The organism is Priestia flexa NBRC 15715 (genome assembly GCF_001591565.1).
In the GTDB taxonomy this organism is placed as follows: domain Bacteria; phylum Bacillota; class Bacilli; order Bacillales; family Bacillaceae_H; genus Priestia; species Priestia flexa.
This window is the reverse complement of record NZ_BCVD01000094.1, coordinates 1-16,112: the sequence shown is the minus strand read 5'-3', so window position 1 is coordinate 16,112 and position 16,112 is coordinate 1. Positions and strand designations below refer to the sequence as shown.

Annotated in this window: 18 protein-coding genes and 2 pseudogenes; 8 read left to right on the top strand and 12 right to left on the bottom strand. The window is 36.4% G+C overall.

Going from position 1 to position 16,112, the window contains the following annotated elements; all coding sequences use genetic code 11:
* The first annotated feature begins 210 nt into the window (after positions 1 to 210).
* Complete coding sequence (locus tag BFL01S_RS20485; protein ID WP_156474933.1) at positions 211 to 378, top strand: hypothetical protein; 168 nt, start codon at positions 211 to 213, stop codon at positions 376 to 378.
* Positions 379 to 439: 61 nt separating this feature from the next.
* On the opposite strand, the gene hxlR is transcribed toward BFL01S_RS20485, so the two are convergent.
* From hxlR to BFL01S_RS21115, 5 genes are all read right to left on the bottom strand, one after another.
* Positions 440 to 805 (bottom strand): transcriptional activator HxlR, encoded by a 366-nt coding sequence (gene hxlR, locus BFL01S_RS14600; RefSeq protein ID WP_026566634.1) that lies wholly within the window; start codon positions 803 to 805, stop codon positions 440 to 442.
* A 390-nt stretch (positions 806 to 1,195) separates the two neighbouring features.
* Entirely contained in the window at positions 1,196 to 1,678 is a 483-nt protein-coding gene (locus tag BFL01S_RS14595) for a hypothetical protein (RefSeq protein ID WP_061786131.1), read from the bottom strand.
* Between the two features lie 125 nt (positions 1,679 to 1,803).
* Positions 1,804 to 2,697 (bottom strand): phosphogluconate dehydrogenase (NAD(+)-dependent, decarboxylating), encoded by an 894-nt coding sequence (gene gnd / locus BFL01S_RS14590; protein WP_061786130.1) that lies wholly within the window; start codon positions 2,695 to 2,697, stop codon positions 1,804 to 1,806.
* Between the two features lie 47 nt (positions 2,698 to 2,744).
* Positions 2,745 to 4,202 carry a glucose-6-phosphate dehydrogenase gene (zwf, locus tag BFL01S_RS14585; protein WP_061786129.1) on the bottom strand — a complete coding sequence of 486 codons (1,458 nt, stop codon included), beginning with the start codon at positions 4,200 to 4,202 and terminating at the stop codon, positions 2,745 to 2,747.
* 607 nt (positions 4,203 to 4,809) lie between these two features.
* Entirely contained in the window at positions 4,810 to 5,016 is a 207-nt protein-coding gene (locus BFL01S_RS21115; RefSeq protein ID WP_234562272.1) for a YitT family protein, read from the bottom strand.
* Positions 5,017 to 5,329: 313 nt separating this feature from the next.
* Between BFL01S_RS21115 and hxlA the strand changes: the two genes are divergently transcribed.
* The 3 genes and pseudogenes from hxlA (at position 5,330) to BFL01S_RS14570 (ending at position 7,135) form a co-directional block, all read left to right on the top strand.
* The gene (hxlA, locus tag BFL01S_RS14580; protein WP_061786128.1) at positions 5,330 to 5,962 is read left to right on the top strand and encodes a 3-hexulose-6-phosphate synthase; all 633 of its coding nucleotides are present in this window, start codon (positions 5,330 to 5,332) and stop codon (positions 5,960 to 5,962) included.
* A gap of 22 nt (positions 5,963 to 5,984) precedes the next feature.
* A pseudogene (locus BFL01S_RS14575) lies at positions 5,985 to 6,258 on the top strand (SIS domain-containing protein); the annotation flags it as partial.
* Positions 6,259 to 6,415: 157 nt separating this feature from the next.
* Positions 6,416 to 7,135, top strand: coding sequence for a 3-ketoacyl-ACP reductase (locus BFL01S_RS14570; protein WP_061786127.1), 720 nt, complete (start codon positions 6,416 to 6,418; stop codon positions 7,133 to 7,135).
* A 59-nt stretch (positions 7,136 to 7,194) separates the two neighbouring features.
* Here the strand turns inward: BFL01S_RS14570 and BFL01S_RS14565 are convergent, their stop codons facing one another.
* Positions 7,195 to 7,458 (bottom strand): hypothetical protein, encoded by a 264-nt coding sequence (locus BFL01S_RS14565; protein WP_026566627.1) that lies wholly within the window; start codon positions 7,456 to 7,458, stop codon positions 7,195 to 7,197.
* A 177-nt stretch (positions 7,459 to 7,635) separates the two neighbouring features.
* On the opposite strand from BFL01S_RS14565, the pseudogene BFL01S_RS21475 reads away from it, so the two are divergent.
* A pseudogene (locus tag BFL01S_RS21475) lies at positions 7,636 to 8,217 on the top strand (site-specific integrase); the annotation flags it as partial.
* A 112-nt stretch (positions 8,218 to 8,329) separates the two neighbouring features.
* Here the strand turns inward: BFL01S_RS21475 and groL are convergent.
* Positions 8,330 to 9,961: a chaperonin GroEL gene (gene groL / locus BFL01S_RS14555; RefSeq protein ID WP_025909993.1), complete on the bottom strand. Its 1,632-nt coding sequence runs from the start codon at positions 9,959 to 9,961 to the stop codon at positions 8,330 to 8,332.
* A gap of 65 nt (positions 9,962 to 10,026) precedes the next feature.
* On the bottom strand, positions 10,027 to 10,311 hold the full coding sequence (groES, locus tag BFL01S_RS14550) for a co-chaperone GroES (protein WP_025909994.1): 285 nt from the start codon (positions 10,309 to 10,311) through the stop codon (positions 10,027 to 10,029).
* A 299-nt stretch (positions 10,312 to 10,610) separates the two neighbouring features.
* Here groES and BFL01S_RS14545 point away from each other — a divergent pair, with 299 nt between their 5' ends.
* Together BFL01S_RS14545 and BFL01S_RS14540 are read left to right on the top strand one after the other, a co-directional pair.
* Complete coding sequence (locus BFL01S_RS14545) at positions 10,611 to 11,342, top strand: CPBP family intramembrane glutamic endopeptidase (RefSeq protein ID WP_061786125.1); 732 nt, start codon at positions 10,611 to 10,613, stop codon at positions 11,340 to 11,342.
* Positions 11,339 to 11,572: a YdiK family protein gene (locus BFL01S_RS14540; protein ID WP_025909996.1), complete on the top strand. Its 234-nt coding sequence runs from the start codon at positions 11,339 to 11,341 to the stop codon at positions 11,570 to 11,572. Before BFL01S_RS14545 ends, BFL01S_RS14540 begins: the two co-directional genes overlap by 4 nt.
* A gap of 31 nt (positions 11,573 to 11,603) precedes the next feature.
* Here BFL01S_RS14540 and tatC read toward each other — a convergent pair whose 3' ends face one another.
* Genes tatC through BFL01S_RS14525 form a run of 3 tightly spaced genes read right to left on the bottom strand, consistent with a single transcriptional unit; the run spans position 11,604 to position 13,240 of the window.
* Positions 11,604 to 12,365, bottom strand: a complete 762-nt coding sequence (tatC, locus tag BFL01S_RS14535) for a twin-arginine translocase subunit TatC (protein ID WP_025909997.1) — start codon at positions 12,363 to 12,365, stop codon at positions 11,604 to 11,606.
* A 15-nt stretch (positions 12,366 to 12,380) separates the two neighbouring features.
* Complete coding sequence (locus BFL01S_RS14530) at positions 12,381 to 12,563, bottom strand: twin-arginine translocase TatA/TatE family subunit (RefSeq protein WP_061786124.1); 183 nt, start codon at positions 12,561 to 12,563, stop codon at positions 12,381 to 12,383.
* Positions 12,564 to 12,595: 32 nt separating this feature from the next.
* Positions 12,596 to 13,240 carry a redox-sensing transcriptional repressor Rex gene (locus BFL01S_RS14525; RefSeq protein ID WP_061786123.1) on the bottom strand — a complete coding sequence of 215 codons (645 nt, stop codon included), beginning with the start codon at positions 13,238 to 13,240 and terminating at the stop codon, positions 12,596 to 12,598.
* Positions 13,241 to 13,515: 275 nt separating this feature from the next.
* Here BFL01S_RS14525 and BFL01S_RS14520 point away from each other — a divergent pair, with 275 nt between their 5' ends.
* On the top strand, positions 13,516 to 15,456 hold the full coding sequence (locus BFL01S_RS14520) for an ABC-F family ATP-binding cassette domain-containing protein (RefSeq protein ID WP_061786122.1): 1,941 nt from the start codon (positions 13,516 to 13,518) through the stop codon (positions 15,454 to 15,456).
* 121 nt (positions 15,457 to 15,577) lie between these two features.
* Here BFL01S_RS14520 and BFL01S_RS14515 read toward each other — a convergent pair.
* The coding region (locus BFL01S_RS14515) for a tRNA (adenosine(37)-N6)-threonylcarbamoyltransferase complex transferase subunit TsaD (RefSeq protein ID WP_305777685.1) at positions 15,578 to 16,112 on the bottom strand (535 nt) is incomplete at its 5' end.

The window sequence follows — 16,112 nt, the reverse complement described above, 5'->3', positions numbered from 1 at the left end:
AGGTTTTTCATTGGCTGAATTATTTATGTCCCATCCTCTTTTTATTTCGGGAGCTGATATTACATCATGCCGCCCATTCATTTTCAAATATAAATGGAAGAATTGAGAAATATCAAGGTAAAAAAATATCTTTAACGGAAATGAACTGATGCAGCTTCATAAGGAAATTGAAAATGAATTAGAAATGAAAATTACGGACCTCATAAAAAAATGCAAGAGTTGAAGGTGGATTCTCTTCAAATCGGGACACACACCCTTAGCCCCTTTTCCAAACCCATCAGCGAAAAGGTATGGTTAGCCGCTTGGGGGAAAATGAAAATAAAAGTTAATTATCAGCTTTATTTTGAGGCATTACAAAACACTAAAAATAATTATTAAATTATCATGAAAAGAGGTTGACCCCCTTGGCCGGAGTCAACCTTAGATTACCATTTAAAATTTACCTAATCGACTCTTGTCTTACTAAAGGATTCAACCCAGCAGTTTCCATATAATCTTTTCCCCAGTTATACATAGCATCGAGAATCGGCATCAAGCTTCTTCCTTGTTCAGTAAGGGAGTATTCTACTTTTGGAGGAACCACGGGATAGACTTTGCGCTTTACAATCAAATCTTCTTCCAGTTCTCGCAATTGATTAACTAGCATTCTCTGCGTGATCCCTGGCATAAGAGCTTTCAGTTCGCCAAATCGCTTCGTTCCCTCTTTTCCTAGATGCCATAGTATAAGCATCTTCCATTTACCACCGATAACGGAAAGAGTTAATTCTTTTTCACAATTAAACATCTTATCCTGCATTCGTGACATTTCACTTCACCTCCATATTTATTATAACCAACAGTATGCTTTTTTCACTATATAAAATAAAAGTACACACTTGTAATATCCTTCCATACGTTATATATTAGCAGTGAATATATAATTCTAGTCTGCTGTTCAAGAAAGGCGTTAAAGAATGATGGAACAATTTAAAGCATTGATGGCAGATAAATATATAATCGTTTTCTTACTCATGTTTATTAGGGGATCTTATATGATTGGAAAAGTTAAACATATTTTCTTGATAGGAAGATGCATTACAAAAATAGAAGCAGAAGTTAAATAGGGAATTCATACCGTTTGAGATTCCCTATTTAACTTTTCTAAAAAACATATTCCTAAAAAAATTTTCTATCCTTTTAATAGTTATTTCGGAAACTAGTGAGATTTCTCAACACGAGCCCTTAAAATGTCTTCTGTTGTAATTTCAAGTAATTTTTCCAGGAACCTTATTTTTCCTATTATATTTTCCTCCGTTTTAACGTTTTCCATTTTCTTATCAGCTATCAAATCATTAAGAACTTTTCTGAAAGCATTGCTTTTTATTAGCCACTCTCCAATCAGTTCCTTTGTTGCAGATCTTTCAAACTCATTTTTCACAGCAAATAAACTTTCTATTTCTGTTTCTACTATAGTAATAGCATTTAAATCAGAATTCATACGCATCTTAAAATATCTCTTTTCACTATTATAATAATTTTCATTTCTTAACCGAAAATACTCTACACCTATAGTGATTTCGTAAAAAGAAGCTGTCTCTGTAACATATTGAATGTCTTTCACTTCAACATTTTTCAATAGATCTAGATAAGTTTCTATACCATGCTGAGTATTTATGATTTTTGCATTCAATACATTCATGAACTTCACATCCTTTTCTATCATCATATTCCTTGTTTTCATTACCCTTTCACAAATAATGAGCTATTTTTCTTCACCTATTTTTATTGACTCTTTTTCCATTAAATGTGACAGATGTAATTCTGTTAGTTTTTTTCAACAACATGTCCACCAAATTCGTTTCTTAGTGCAGCTACCACTTTACCTGTAAAAGTATCGCTTTCTAATGAACGGTAACGCATCAAAAGAGACATTGCGATAACAGGAGTAGCTGCTTGTAAATCTAAAGCTGTTTCAACTGTCCATTTCCCTTCACCAGAAGAGTGCATAATCCCTTTGATTTCATCTAGCTTTGCATCTTTTGAAAATGCACGTTCAGTCAACTCCATGAGCCATGAACGAATAACTGAGCCGTTATTCCACACTCTAGCCACTTTTTCGTAGTCAAAATCGAACTTGCTTTTTTCTAATACCTCGAATCCTTCACCAATTGCTGCCATCATACCGTATTCAATTCCATTGTGAACCATTTTCAAGAAATGACCGCTCCCTGCTTTACCAGCATAGATAAATCCGTTTTCGACAGCTGTATCCTTGAAAATAGGTTCCACGATGCTCCAGGCTTCAGGGTCTCCACCAATCATATAACATGCTCCATTACGAGCACCTTCCATTCCACCAGAAGTACCGGCATCCATAAAGTGAATTCCTACTTCCTTTAGCTGGTTATATCGGCGAATGGACTCCTTATAGTGAGAATTTCCAGCTTCAATTACGATATCTCCAGTGCTCAACAATGGTGTCATTTCATCAATTACTGAATCTACCACAGCATGCGGAACCATAATCCATACAACTCTTGGTTTTTCTAATGATTCAACAAGTTCTTTTAAATCAGATGCACCTTGAGCACCGTATTTATTCATTTCTTCAACGGCACTTCCATTTACATCGAAAGCTACTACTTCGTGCTTGTTATCAATTAAATTTTGACCTAAGTTTAATCCCATTTTTCCTAAACCAATTAATCCGACTTTCATGTTCATTTCCTCCTTAATAATCTAAAAACATTCTTCATCTTTTATTACTACCACCATTTATATCCTTCATCTTCCAATAATCGGTAGGAAGCATCTGGTCCCATTGACCCTGATGGATATAATTGAAGGGGAACTGTATTTTCCTCAAAAGCCTCTAAGATAGGCTGTACCCATTTCCAAGACAACTCCACTTCTTTCCAATGTGCAAAGAATGTTGAGTCGCCACGCATTGCATCGTAAATTAAAAGCTCATACGCTTCAGGAACATCTGCTTGCTTAGCAGAAAAATCAACATTGACTGGTTCGATTTTTCCATTGTTTAATGGGTTTTTACTATTTAATTGTAATGAAACCCTTTCGTTTGGATTGATTTCAATCACTAAAAGATTTGGCGCAGTTTCTTCTTCTTGAGTCCTATACAAATCCTTTAAAGTATTTTTGAATTCAATCACAATTCGGGTGGATTTCTCTGTCATTCTTTTTCCTGTACGGATATAGAAAGGAACCCCTCTCCAAAAATTATCATCCACACATAGACGGACAGCCACAAATGTGTCATTTACAGAAGAAGGAGCAACTTCAGGTTCTCTTGTATACCCAACAACTGGTTTACCTTGGATTTCACCAGGACCATATTGACCTCGAATCACATGATTCACCACATCCTCTTTCTTTAATGGACGAAGTGATTCTATTACTTTTCTCTTTTCATTGCGGATCTCTTCTGCACTAATTTGTTTTGGCAGCTGCATTGCTGTCATCATCAACAATTGCAGCATATGATTTTGAAACATGTCGCGAATAGCCCCAGCTTGATCATAATAAGCAGCTCTCTCTTCAACCCCAACTGTTTCGCTTGCAGTAATTTGCACATTTGCAATGTATTGGTTGTTCCATAATGCTTGAAGCACTGGATTTGCAAATCCTAACGCTTCCAGGTTTTGTACCATCGGCTTTCCAAGATAGTGGTCGATGCGGAAAATTTCTTCTTCATCAAATGTTTTACTTAGTTTATCGTTTAATTCTTGAGCCGATTTTAAGTCATGTCCAAACGGCTTTTCGATAATTAGACGTTTCCAACCTTTAGTAGAACCAAGACCACTATCTTTAATGTTGAAAGCAATCACATCAAAAAACTCTGGAGCAACAGATAGGTAGAACATTCGATTTTCTGGAATATTCAATTCTTCTTCACGTTGTTTAACGAGTTCAAGTAATCCTTTATATCCTTCAGCCTTTATAGCATCTACATGGCTATACCGAAATGCACGGATAAACAATTCAAGGTTTGAATCATCATTTAGTGATCGTCTAGAAAATGTTTTTAAGGAATCTTCCACATGGTTTTGGAAATCAGTATCTGATAAATCTCCTCTGCCCACCCCAATAATTGAGATGGGAAAAGGTAATTTTTGATCCAAAAATAAATTATATAGAGCTGGGAAGATTTTTCTTTTTGCTAAGTCCCCTGTCGCCCCAAATAAGACAAATGTCATTGCCTCCATTTTACATACCTCCAAAATTAAAAATTCCACTTATTCCTTTCTTAAAAAACTACTATAACTCTTGATAGCCAATCCCTGGCTTAGCCATATTTTTATTTGAACCTGCTTGGACCGTAATAATGATGTCCCTAAAATTCGAATGACCACATTTTGGACAATAACCATTATTCGATATGAAGGTTAGGCATCTTGAACAAACTTTGTGATGCTTTGCATGTAACCCGAACATATTATTCAACCTTTCAATGTAGTTAACTAAATGCGGAAGATGAGATGACTAATCAATAACCACAGTATTTTGTGAATCCAATGTTGCAACAAGATGTAAGTATAAAGCCTATATTTTTTTAATGGAAGTACGCACTTTTTATTTAAATAGTGATAAAGAAATAACATAATAACAAAATGTATACTAAAGAAAATAAACTCATCTATTTTTGTGTTAAATAAATTAAAAAGCCAGGGTGAGCATCCTCTCCCTGGCCACAAATAAACTTGTTGAGAACATTATTCTTTATGTGTTGAAGCTTTTGGCGTAGGCGTAATAAGCGAGCTATCTAAACTGGTTGTCTCACAATCATAAGAAGCCTCCATAATTGCATTAGGATTAACTGACAATATAACTCTTTTTAATTCCGAATAAATAGGTAATACTCATATTTAATTCTTTGATTATCCTTTCACCAATTTCGTCCGATTTTTCTGTAATGACAGTTTTCCCATGATTACATCCATCATTAATCATTTTTGCAACAATATAGTACACGGCAAGTGACAGCATGGCTTTTTCTAGTGAAAAGACAAAAGCGGCAATATTAATAATTACAACATTAACAGCTAATAAGAATGTGCCGAAATGGTGCAGTTTCTTTTAAAATTAATAGTAAGACTATATAACCGGTTTTTCTTATAGTATACTTTTTAACACTATGTAAAATAAAAGTGCGTACTTTCATTGTTGTTATATACGTTGTATACTTGCAATTATTCAGCGAGAGGACATGATATCCCTTATTGCTGGCAGGTACAGATAATGCACTATAAGGATAATATTACTGTAAAAGTTTATTACCCTTTGGAGATATTATCATTTTACAAAAATAAAATAATTATAGGAGTGAATATAGATGGAATTACAATTAGCATTAGATTTAGTCAACATCCCAGAAGCAATTGAGCTGGTAAAACAAGTAGAGGAACATATTGATATCGTTGAAATCGGTACGCCGGTTGTAATCAATGAAGGTCTTCATGCTGTAAAGGCAGTAAAAGAAGCATTTCCTAACTTAAAAGTATTAGCAGACCTGAAAATTATGGATGCTGCTGGATATGAAGTGATGAAAGCTTCTGAAGCAGGTGCAGATATCATCACTATTCTTGGAGCTGCTGAAGATATGTCAATCAAAGGTGCTGTTGAAGAAGCGAAGAAACAAGGTAAAAAAATCCTTGTTGATATGATTGCTGTAAAAGACCTTGCTGGACGTGCAAAAGAAGTAGACGCTATGGGCGTTGATTATATTTGTGTTCATACTGGCTACGATCTTCAAGCAGTTGGAAAGAACTCTTTTGAAGATTTACAAACCATCAAAGGTGTTGTAAAAAATGCTAAAACTGCAATCGCAGGTGGTATTAAATTAAATACACTTCCAGAAGTCATCAAAGTACAACCAGACCTTGTCATTGTAGGTGGCGGGATTACTGGACAAGCTGATATAAAAGCTGCTGCTGCCAAAATGCAACAAATGATTAATCAAGGGTAATTCAGATCATGAATACAACTCAATACCTAGCTTAGCTGAAAACATAAAAGAGTTAAATTGCTCCGTAGATTTAATTTCGAATGGTGAAGCTGAAAAATTAGTTAACGGGATACTTGAATCAAAAAAAAATCTTTGTTGCAGGCGCAGGTAGATCTGGATTCATGGCCAAATCATTCCCCATGCGAATGATGCACATGGGGATAGATGCCTATGTGATTGGCGAAACCGTAACCCCTAACTTTGAAAAAGATGATATTTTGATCATCGAATCAGGTTCAGGAGAAACAAAAGGTTTAGATACCAATAAGATGTACTGTAGACACGCTAACTTAGAATAAATATATTATTCCTCGAGTTCTAAATAGGAAAGACCGCAAGCTATTTCCATGCAAGATTGCGGTCTTTCTGTTGGAAGGAACTACTTCAATTTGTAAAAATTTCAGGAGTGATAAAATGATTTCTTTAAATGGAAAAACTGCAATAGTTACTGGCGCAGGAAGAGGCATTGGACGTGCTATTACTATCGCCTTAGCAAAAGAAGGCGTTAATTTAGGCCTAATCGGCTTAAATATGTCTAACCTAGAAAAGGTAGCTGCTGAACTAGCGGAATATGATGTGAAAGTTTCTGCAGCAACAGCAGATGTTACCGATCTTGAATCCGTTACTCATGCTGTTGAACATATCAAATCAGACTTAGGTCCAATTGATATCCTAATCAACAATGCAGGTGTTGCTAAATTTGGTGGATTCCTTGATTTAACACCAGAAGAATGGGAAAAAATCATCCAAGTCAATTTAATGGGTGTGTATAATGTAACAAGAGCAGTATTACCAGAAATGATCGAAAGAAAAACAGGAGATATCATCAATATCTCTTCATCTGCTGGCCAAAAAGGTGCTCCTGTTACAAGTGCTTACAGTGCTTCTAAATTCGCTGTTTTAGGGCTAACAGAATCACTTATGCTAGAAGTAAGAAAACATAATGTCCGTGTTACTGCTTTAACACCAAGTACGGTCGTTACAGATTTAGCCATTGATACAAATCTTGTTAAAGGCAATGAAGAAAACATGATGCACCCAGAAGACCTTGCAGAATTAGTCGTGGCTAGTTTAAAATTTAATCCAAGAGTATTCGTTAAAACAGCTGGATTATGGTCAACAAATCCATCATAAAACGAAGCAGATCCGGTGGGGTCTGCTTCTTTAGTTCGTACAAAATACTCTTATATATATCAGTGATACAAGGACATTACTTTCTCTAAATCAACAATTAACTGGTTAACTTCATTCTGTGCTAAGCGTACAAGCATTTGATCGTATAAAGTAATAATTTGTCCATCCTCTTCATGCTGATGTTTTTTTAAATAATGATAAATATTATTTAACTGGTCTTCATTAAGAACCGACTCTGTTTCGAAATTCTTAACTTTCTGTAAGGAAAATTCATTGATAGTCGAATCAAATTCACCTGCAATAATGTTCCCTTTCACGAACATCCTCTCACTCCTCAAAATCAGTATAGGATAGTTTTCCCACATAATATGTTAAATAAATCTTTACTCTTCAAATTTCAAGAACATGAGGGCTTTTCAAATGTTTGATTTATACCTTAGCATCAAAGATTAAAGGCTTCTTTTTTCTTTTTTATTAACGGAACTCATATCAGTATTCAGATGGATGGTATTCATGCTTGTGGAAGGATGATTTTTCGGAAAGCATTGACTGACTCAAGGACTGATAAAAAATAATCCTACTGAGGAATTCAAAATACCTAAACAGCAGAAGAGTATATTGTTTTTCTTGAAAAAGAAGAGCTTGCCCACTTTCTAAAATTAGCCTATACAGGATTGCGAATAGGTGCCTTATTAGCTTTAAAATGGGGGGATTTTAACGAAAAGCAAGGTACTATCCGAGTTACTAAAACTCTTTATAACCCTACCAATCATTTTGAAAAATATCAGCTTTTAACGCCAAAGACAAAGGGTGCTGTCCGTACTATAAAGATTGATGAAATGTTGATAAACATGTTAAGGAAGCACAGCTTAAAAGGCTTCTGAAAAAAGCTAAAATAGAAAAGAACATTACTCCACACTTCATTATTGATTGAAGCTGGAGTTGGCATTAAAGAAATACAACAGCGGCTTGGACATACAGATATTAATACGACAATGAATATCTATGCTCATATGACCGCCAATATGGAAGAAAAGGCCTCCCAACAGTTTAGCAAACTGATGAAAGACCTTCTCCTATAGTTAGCTTTTTGTCATAGGTTGCCGTGTTTTTTATAAAACAAGAACAAAACCGAGGACAAGAAAACCATATTATCATTTTAGACGTTGATATAACAAGGTTTTAAACCCTTAATTACATCATGCCGCCCATTCCACCCATGCCGCCCATGTCAGGCATTGCAGGTGCACCGCCTTCTTCTGGCTTGTCAGCAACAACTGCTTCAGTTGTTAAGAACATAGCCGCTACAGAAGAAGCGTTTTGAAGCGCTGAACGCGTTACTTTTGTTGGGTCAACGATACCAGAATCAAGCATGTTTACCCACTCACCAGTTGCAGCGTTGAATCCAGTTCCAACCGCTTCGCCTTTTAGACGCTCAACGATTACTGATCCTTCTAGACCTGCGTTGTGAGCGATTTGACGTACAGGCTCTTCAATCGCACGTAATACGATGTTGATACCTGTTGCAACGTCGCCTTCAGCTTCGATTCCAGCAACTTTATTGTAGATATTCAATAATGCAGTACCACCACCAGCTACGATACCTTCTTCAACCGCAGCACGAGTAGAGTTTAATGCATCTTCAATACGTAGTTTACGCTCTTTTAATTCTGTTTCAGTAGCCGCACCAACTTTAATTACAGCAACACCACCAGCAAGCTTCGCTAGGCGCTCTTGTAATTTTTCGCGGTCGAACTCTGAAGTTGTTTCTTCAAGCTGAGCTTTAATTTGGTTAACGCGAGCTAAAATTTCTTCTGCGTTACCTGCGCCGTTTACAACTGTTGTGTTTTCTTTTGTTACCACAACTTTAGAAGCGCGACCTAATTGCTCAATGCTTGCAGATTTCAAGTCAAGACCAAGCTCTTCAGTGATTACTTCACCACCAGTTAAAATCGCAACGTCTTGAAGCATTGCTTTACGACGGTCACCAAAGCCAGGAGCTTTAACTGCTACCGCTGTGAATGTACCGCGAAGTTTGTTCACAACTAATGTTGCTAGTGCTTCACCTTCTACATCTTCAGCAATGATTAATAGTGGCTTACCTTGTTGAACAACTTGCTCTAACACCGGTAAGATTTCTTGAATGTTACCAATTTTCTTATCTGTGATTAAGATATACGGATCTTCTAATACAGCTTCCATTTTATCTGAATCAGTTACCATGTATGGAGATGCATATCCACGGTCAAACTGCATACCTTCTACAACTTCTAATTCAGTTGTGAAGCCTTTAGATTCTTCAAGCGTGATAACGCCGTCGTTACCAACGCGCTCCATTGCTTCAGCGATTAATTGACCTACTTCTTCGTCAGCCGCTGAGATAGCCGCTACTTGCGCAATTGAATCTTTACCTTGGATTGGTTTAGAAATTGCTTTTAACTCTTCAATCGCTACTGCTACTGCTTTTTCCATCCCTTTACGGATACCCATTGGGTTCGCACCAGCCGTTACGTTCTTAAGACCTTCACGAATCATTGCTTGTGCTAAAACTGTTGCAGTTGTCGTACCGTCACCAGCAACGTCGTTTGTTTTGCTAGCAACTTCTGCTACTAATTTTGCACCCATGTTTTCGAATGCATCTTCTAATTCAATTTCTTTCGCAATTGTTACACCGTCATTTGTAATTAATGGAGAACCGAATTTTTTCTCTAGTACTACGTTACGCCCTTTTGGTCCAAGCGTTACTTTTACAGCATTCGCTAATGTATCCACACCACGTAGCATTGAGCGGCGTGCTTCTTCGCTAAACTTAATGTCTTTTGCCATTTGACTCATCCTCCTAATTGTTTAAAAATAATCTATTCTACATTGTTAAAAGTCGTTATGAATAATTAGCCGATTACAGCTAAAATGTCGCTTTCGCGTAAAAGTAAGTATTCAGTACCTTCGTATTTCACTTCAGTACCAGCATATTTTGAGAAGATAATACGATCGCCTGCAGCTACCTCTAATGCTACACGCTCACCGCTTTCTAATACTCGACCTGTACCAACAGCAACAACTTTACCCTCTTGTGGTTTCTCTTTAGCGCTGTCTGGTAATACGATACCGCTTGCTGTTTTTTCCTCAGATTTTACAAGTTCAATCACTACGCGATCACCTAATGGCTTTAACAAGTGAAACAACCTCCTCAAATAATATGTTTTTACATTTTATTAGCACTCAACCTCACCGAGTGCTAACACATTTATTATATTAAAACAAAGTAGCTTTTTTTTGCAAGTATTAAACACAAAAAAATTTAAAAAATCCTTTTTCAACTCATACTACTCATACCTACATAAAAAGAAGGCATTCTTTTATCTCTCATATAATATGTATGTTACAATACGAACAAGAAGAAACATATCAAAAAGCTTCCCTACATGTTCTTCGACAATGATACATAAAAAACCTTTTAAAGGAGTATGGAAGATTGGAAAAGCGCTATGGTTATATCGTACTGACTTATATCATCATGCAGTTTTCTAGCATTTTAGGCATTCCCTTATTATTATCCCTCGGACTGTTTAATGACGAACCCGTTGGAGTAGCTAAACAGCTTGCGATGACTTATTGGACAATTATCAGCTTTAGCTTGGCTTTAGTAATTGTACTTTTGTTGTTAAAGCGTGAAATGTCAATGAGACATGAACATGCTGGCTTACCAACAGCTATATTCTGGTCAATCTTTGGCATCTTTTTAGCAATGGCTTCTCAATCTGTGGCTGCCATGATTGAAATGAACTTATTGGGTATTGAACCTGGTTCTGAAAATACGGAAATGATCTTGAATTTAGTGAAAGTTACGCCTTTATTAATTGTTGTCACATCCGTTATTGGACCAATTTTAGAAGAAATTATCTTCCGAAAAATCATCTTTGGTTCTCTATATCGTAAATATAATTTCTTTATTTCAGCCTTTATTAGTTCACTTATATTTGCAGCAGTCCACTGGGATTTCGAACATTTATTAGTTTACACGGCTATGGGATTTGTATTCGCGTTTTTATATGCAAGAACGAAGCTGATTATTGTTCCAATTATAGCTCATGTCTTGATGAACACGATTGTTGTGTTAGTTCAAACGATTTTTGCTGATGAAATTATTGAAATTCAAAAACAGGCTGAACAGCTACAGTTTATTATTAAAGGACTTGGTTTATGAATAACATCCCTCTAACCAGAGGATTTATCTACTTAATTATGGGAATCCTCTTTACGTATTTAGCTATTTTAAGCGTCGATACGACCGTATGGACCTTACCAACTATCTTGTTTGCCTTAGTCGCTGCTTTTGATTTTCGCTTTGCGATTCGAACCTTTTCATTGCACCGCAAGATTAAAAAGCTTCAGGAGCAATATAAAAAGTCAAATAGCAACGATTCTCAGAAATAAAAAGGCCCCTTACAACAGGGGCTTTTTTTTGTTATTCAGAAGAAATTCCAACGGCTTCTTCATATTGTTGTCTATGTTTCAGCATTTTACGATAGGAAATGCGAGAAATAATAATGCTAATTTCATAAAGGATGAATAAAGGAATTGTAACCATTAGGTGTGATAACAATTCTGGAGGTGTAATAAAAGCCGCTATGACTAATAACACAAAATAAGCGTACTTCCGGATACTACTTAAGAACTGTGGCGTCACAATACCTAGTCTTGTTAAAAACATAATGACAACGGGTAATTGAAACAATAGACCAAATGGTAGCGTAAGCTGAAATAAAAATGAAAAATATTCATTGATACCAATAACTTGGTTAACATCTAGCTTATCCGCTATTCGAATCATAAACTCTACTACAAAAGGAAAGAGAACAAAGTAAGCAAACGAAATACCAGTAAGAAATAGGATAATTGAAATTGGAATGTATCCAAGAGTTACTTTTCGCTCTTTATCATACAAGCCTGGACTTATAAATGCCCATAATTGATAGAGCGCAATAGGAGCAGAAACAACACATCCAATTACAAACGCAAACTGCATATAAATCTTAACCGGATCGGTCAATTTAAATGCGTTCATTGTTAGCGAGCTTGCCTCGTCTGCTGATTGTAGATAAATAATGACGCGATCCGCTAAGAAAAAACCGCCAATTGTAGCAATAAAAAAGAAAAAGACGACGATTAAAATCCTTTTTCGCAGTTCACCAATGTGATCATATACAGACATTTCTTGTTCGTTCATATGTCAATCATTCCTCTATTGATTTCGTTCTTTCTTCTTACCCTCGTCTTCGGTATCTTCCATTATTCCTTTAGTGGCACTTTTAAACTCCCTTAACGTGTGGCCTACAGCTCGACCAAGCTCGGGAAGCTTCTTTGGTCCAAAAACTAAAAGTGCAAAAATTACAATTAAAATCACACTACCTGCACCTAATCCCATGGTTTCCCCTCCTTTATTACATATATATTCTATTATATATTATTTTCAGGGTAATTTTTCAAAAAGTAAACCAGCGACTGAAGCTCTACGGCTAAATCAATGTGATGCAGACGAATAGAGCTTGGCACATTTAAACGGGCAGGGGTGAAATTTAAAATACCTTTGATTCCGCATTTGACTAAGCGGTCCGTAATTTGCTGTGCCACTGTAGCTGGAACCGTTAGGATCGCAACAGAAATATCTTCTGTCATATGTTCTTCAAGCTTATCTAAATGATAAACGGGTACGTCTCCAACGTGAGTGCCCACCTTTTCTTCAATAACATCAAAAGCAAATTCAATTTTTGTATTGTTATTCTTAATGAAATTGTAGTTTAAAAAAGCTGTTCCAAGATTACCAACACCAATCAGAGCAACTTTGGTTACTTCATCTTGATCTAATGTTTTGCGAAAAAAACTTAGTAAATAATTGACGTTATAGCCATATCCCTTTTTACCCAAGGCTCCAAAATAGGAAAAATCGCGACGAATTGTAGCGGAGTCTACTTTCACCGCTTCGCTTAATTCTGCTGACGATACACGTTGCTTACCAGAAGCATGTAGATTTTTAATAAAACGATAGTATAGCGGCAACCGCTTTGCTGTAGCTTGTGGTATTTTTAAGTTTTCTGTATTCATCTTGTGCCCCCTTAATTACGATAGATATAATGGCTATCGTTCATATCTCCGCTTGACTTAGCAAGATTCTCTTTTTAAATTAGATAGCGCTTCCATTAAGTGAACCTTCTATTCACTCATGAACAGTAGTCTATAGTTTATTTTAACACAGTCTATGTGGTAATAATGAATTCTACACATAATTTTGTGGAAATGCTTATGACATGCACCTATTCATACTTCTGTCTTAAAAATATGTTAAAATACACTATGTCGAAATGAGTAGAGGTGAAACGATGATTATTCTACAGTTAAACGGAATTACGAAATATTACGGGGCAGACCCGATTTTATCAAATATAAAACTTGAAGTTCAATCTAAAGACCGCATTGCACTAGTTGGTCGAAACGGAGCGGGAAAATCAACGCTTCTAAAAATTATTTCTGGTGAACTTTCCTACGACAGTGGAGAGATTATGAAGCCAAAAGAAACAACGATTGACTACATGGGACAGGATACAGTGTTAGAATCCACTTTATCTATTTGGGACGAAATGTTAACCGTCTTCAAGCCATTGCAAAAAATGGAGAAAGAACTAAGAAAGCTTGAAGAAAAAATGGGAGACCCTTCTTATCAGCAGGATTCCAACAACTATGAAAAGCTTTTAAAGGAATACGATCAGCTTCAAATTTCCTTTAAAGATCTAGGCGGATACCAATACGAAGCTGACATTCGTTCAATCCTGCACGGGTTTCGCTTTTCAAACTTTGATTACTCCACCCCTATTTCTACACTAAGCGGTGGGCAAAAAACACGACTGGCTCTAGCTAAGCTGTTATTAACTAAACCTGATTTGCTAATTTTAGATGAGCCTACCAACCATCTTGACATTGAAACATTGGCTTGGTTAGAGCAATTTTTACAAAATTACGATGGCGCTATCCTAATTGTCTCCCATGATCGCTACTTCCTTGATAAAGTGGTTACACAAGTCTATGAAGTAAGTCAAAAAACCACCTATAAATATCCTGGTAACTACTCAAATTATTTAACACAAAAAGCCGAACGCTATGAGCGTGAGATGAAGCAATTTGAAAAACAGCAGGATGAAGTAGCAAAGCTTAATGATTTCATTCAAAAAAATATTGCTAGGGCTTCAACAACAAAGCGAGCTCAAAGCAGACGTAAACAGTTAGAACGCATGGAGCTAATGGATCGGCCAAACGATGGTGAAAAAGGTGCAAGCTTTTCCTTTGATATTGAACGGCAAAGCGGAAATGAAGTATTAAAAGTTGACAACCTTTCCATTGGATATGAAGAAAATCAGTTTATTGTAAAAAACATTAACCTTCGTGCTACTCGTCAAGATAGCATTGCCCTAGTAGGTCCAAACGGGATTGGTAAATCTACTCTGTTAAAAGGCTTAATGAATAAACTTCCTTTTGTTTCAGGAGAAATCCAATTCGGTTCTAATGTAACAGTAGGCTATTATGATCAAGAACAGGCAAACTTGACGTCTAACAAAGCCGTACTCAATGAATTATGGGACGACTACCCTACTACTACCGAAAAAGAAATTCGAACTGTGCTCGGTAATTTTTTATTTTCAGGCGACGATGTCTTAAAGGTTGTTTCCACACTAAGCGGTGGAGAAAAAGCAAGACTCGCCTTAGCAAAACTGATGATGCAAAAAGCAAACTTTTTAATTCTAGATGAGCCTACTAACCACCTTGATCTAGATAGTAAACAAGTATTGGAGAATGCATTAATCTCTTATCCAGGTACACTTTTATTTGTTTCCCATGACCGTTACTTTATCAACAGAGTTACCAACAAGGTTATCGAATTGTCTCCAGAGGGAACAACAGAGTTTTTAGGGGACTATGACTACTACGTTGAGAAAAAAGCAGAAATGGAAGAAAGAAAAGAGCTTGAAGCAGCAAATATGGCTCAGGAACTATCTGTAGGGAAAAGTGACAAAGCGTCATATATACAAGATAAGGAACAAAAAAAGCTTCTAAGGCAGCGAAAAAGAAGAATTGAAGAGATTGAAGAACGAATTGCTGAAGTGGAAGCAAAATTAGAGCAAAATGAAGAGCTTTTATGCGACCCAGTAATTTACCAAGATCATGAAAAATCTCAGCTTTTAAACAATGAGAACCAAACTTTTCAACAAGAGTTATCCACATTAATGGAAGAGTGGGAAGAACTTCAGCTAAGTATTGAGGAAAGCTAACAGTTTATACACAAAAGAAGCCCATACACCTTTTGGTGATGGGCTTTAATATATGCATTATCCACAGTTAATTCTAAATTGATTGAAAATTGTGGATAACCACTATATTATCCACAACCCTCTATTCTAGCACTAACCCAGGATTCGCATTTAATGCCATGGTCGCTCTTCTATCTTTACGATATAAAACGCTGGCTGCTGCTCCAATCATAGCAGCATTATCCGTACATAAAGAGAGTGGTGGAATAACTAACTCTACATTAGAGTACTTTTCGAATCGTTGCTGTAGAGCCTCTCGTAACCCTTTATTTGCGGCTACCCCACCGGCTAACAGCAGTTGATTTACGTTATATTCTTGAACAGCTTTTTCTGTTTTTGTTACCAAAACATCAACTACGCTAGCTTGAAAACTAGCTGCTAATGTTTGTGGATTAATATCTTCACCTTTTTGTTTCGCGTTATGCACAGTGTTGATAACTGCTGATTTTAAACCACTAAAACTAAAATCATATGAGCCATCTTCCAACCAGGCACGCGGTAGATCAATTAAGGGTTCACCCTCTTGAGCTAGACGATCGATATGAGGACCGCCTGGATATGGTAACTGTAGCGTACGTGCTACTTTATCGTATGCTTCACCAGCTGCATCATCTCTT

What these genes read in the sequence shown, in the direction of transcription:
- BFL01S_RS20485 (WP_156474933.1), top strand. Translation starts at nt 211, where the DNA reads ATGCAAGAGTTGAAGGTGGATTCTCTTCAAATCGGGACACACACCCTT.
- hxlR (WP_026566634.1), bottom strand. Translation starts at nt 805, where the DNA reads ATGTCACGAATGCAGGATAAGATGTTTAATTGTGAAAAAGAATTAACT.
- BFL01S_RS14595 (WP_061786131.1), bottom strand. Translation starts at nt 1,678, where the DNA reads ATGAATGTATTGAATGCAAAAATCATAAATACTCAGCATGGTATAGAA.
- gnd (WP_061786130.1), bottom strand. Translation starts at nt 2,697, where the DNA reads ATGAAAGTCGGATTAATTGGTTTAGGAAAAATGGGATTAAACTTAGGT.
- zwf (WP_061786129.1), bottom strand. Translation starts at nt 4,202, where the DNA reads ATGGAGGCAATGACATTTGTCTTATTTGGGGCGACAGGGGACTTAGCA.
- hxlA (WP_061786128.1), top strand. Translation starts at nt 5,330, where the DNA reads ATGGAATTACAATTAGCATTAGATTTAGTCAACATCCCAGAAGCAATT.
- BFL01S_RS14570 (WP_061786127.1), top strand. Translation starts at nt 6,416, where the DNA reads ATGATTTCTTTAAATGGAAAAACTGCAATAGTTACTGGCGCAGGAAGA.
- BFL01S_RS14565 (WP_026566627.1), bottom strand. Translation starts at nt 7,458, where the DNA reads ATGTTCGTGAAAGGGAACATTATTGCAGGTGAATTTGATTCGACTATC.
- groL (WP_025909993.1), bottom strand. Translation starts at nt 9,961, where the DNA reads ATGGCAAAAGACATTAAGTTTAGCGAAGAAGCACGCCGCTCAATGCTA.
- BFL01S_RS14540 (WP_025909996.1), top strand. Translation starts at nt 11,339, where the DNA reads ATGAATAACATCCCTCTAACCAGAGGATTTATCTACTTAATTATGGGA.
- tatC (WP_025909997.1), bottom strand. Translation starts at nt 12,365, where the DNA reads ATGAACGAACAAGAAATGTCTGTATATGATCACATTGGTGAACTGCGA.
- BFL01S_RS14530 (WP_061786124.1), bottom strand. Translation starts at nt 12,563, where the DNA reads ATGGGATTAGGTGCAGGTAGTGTGATTTTAATTGTAATTTTTGCACTT.
- BFL01S_RS14525 (WP_061786123.1), bottom strand. Translation starts at nt 13,240, where the DNA reads ATGAATACAGAAAACTTAAAAATACCACAAGCTACAGCAAAGCGGTTG.
- BFL01S_RS14520 (WP_061786122.1), top strand. Translation starts at nt 13,516, where the DNA reads ATGATTATTCTACAGTTAAACGGAATTACGAAATATTACGGGGCAGAC.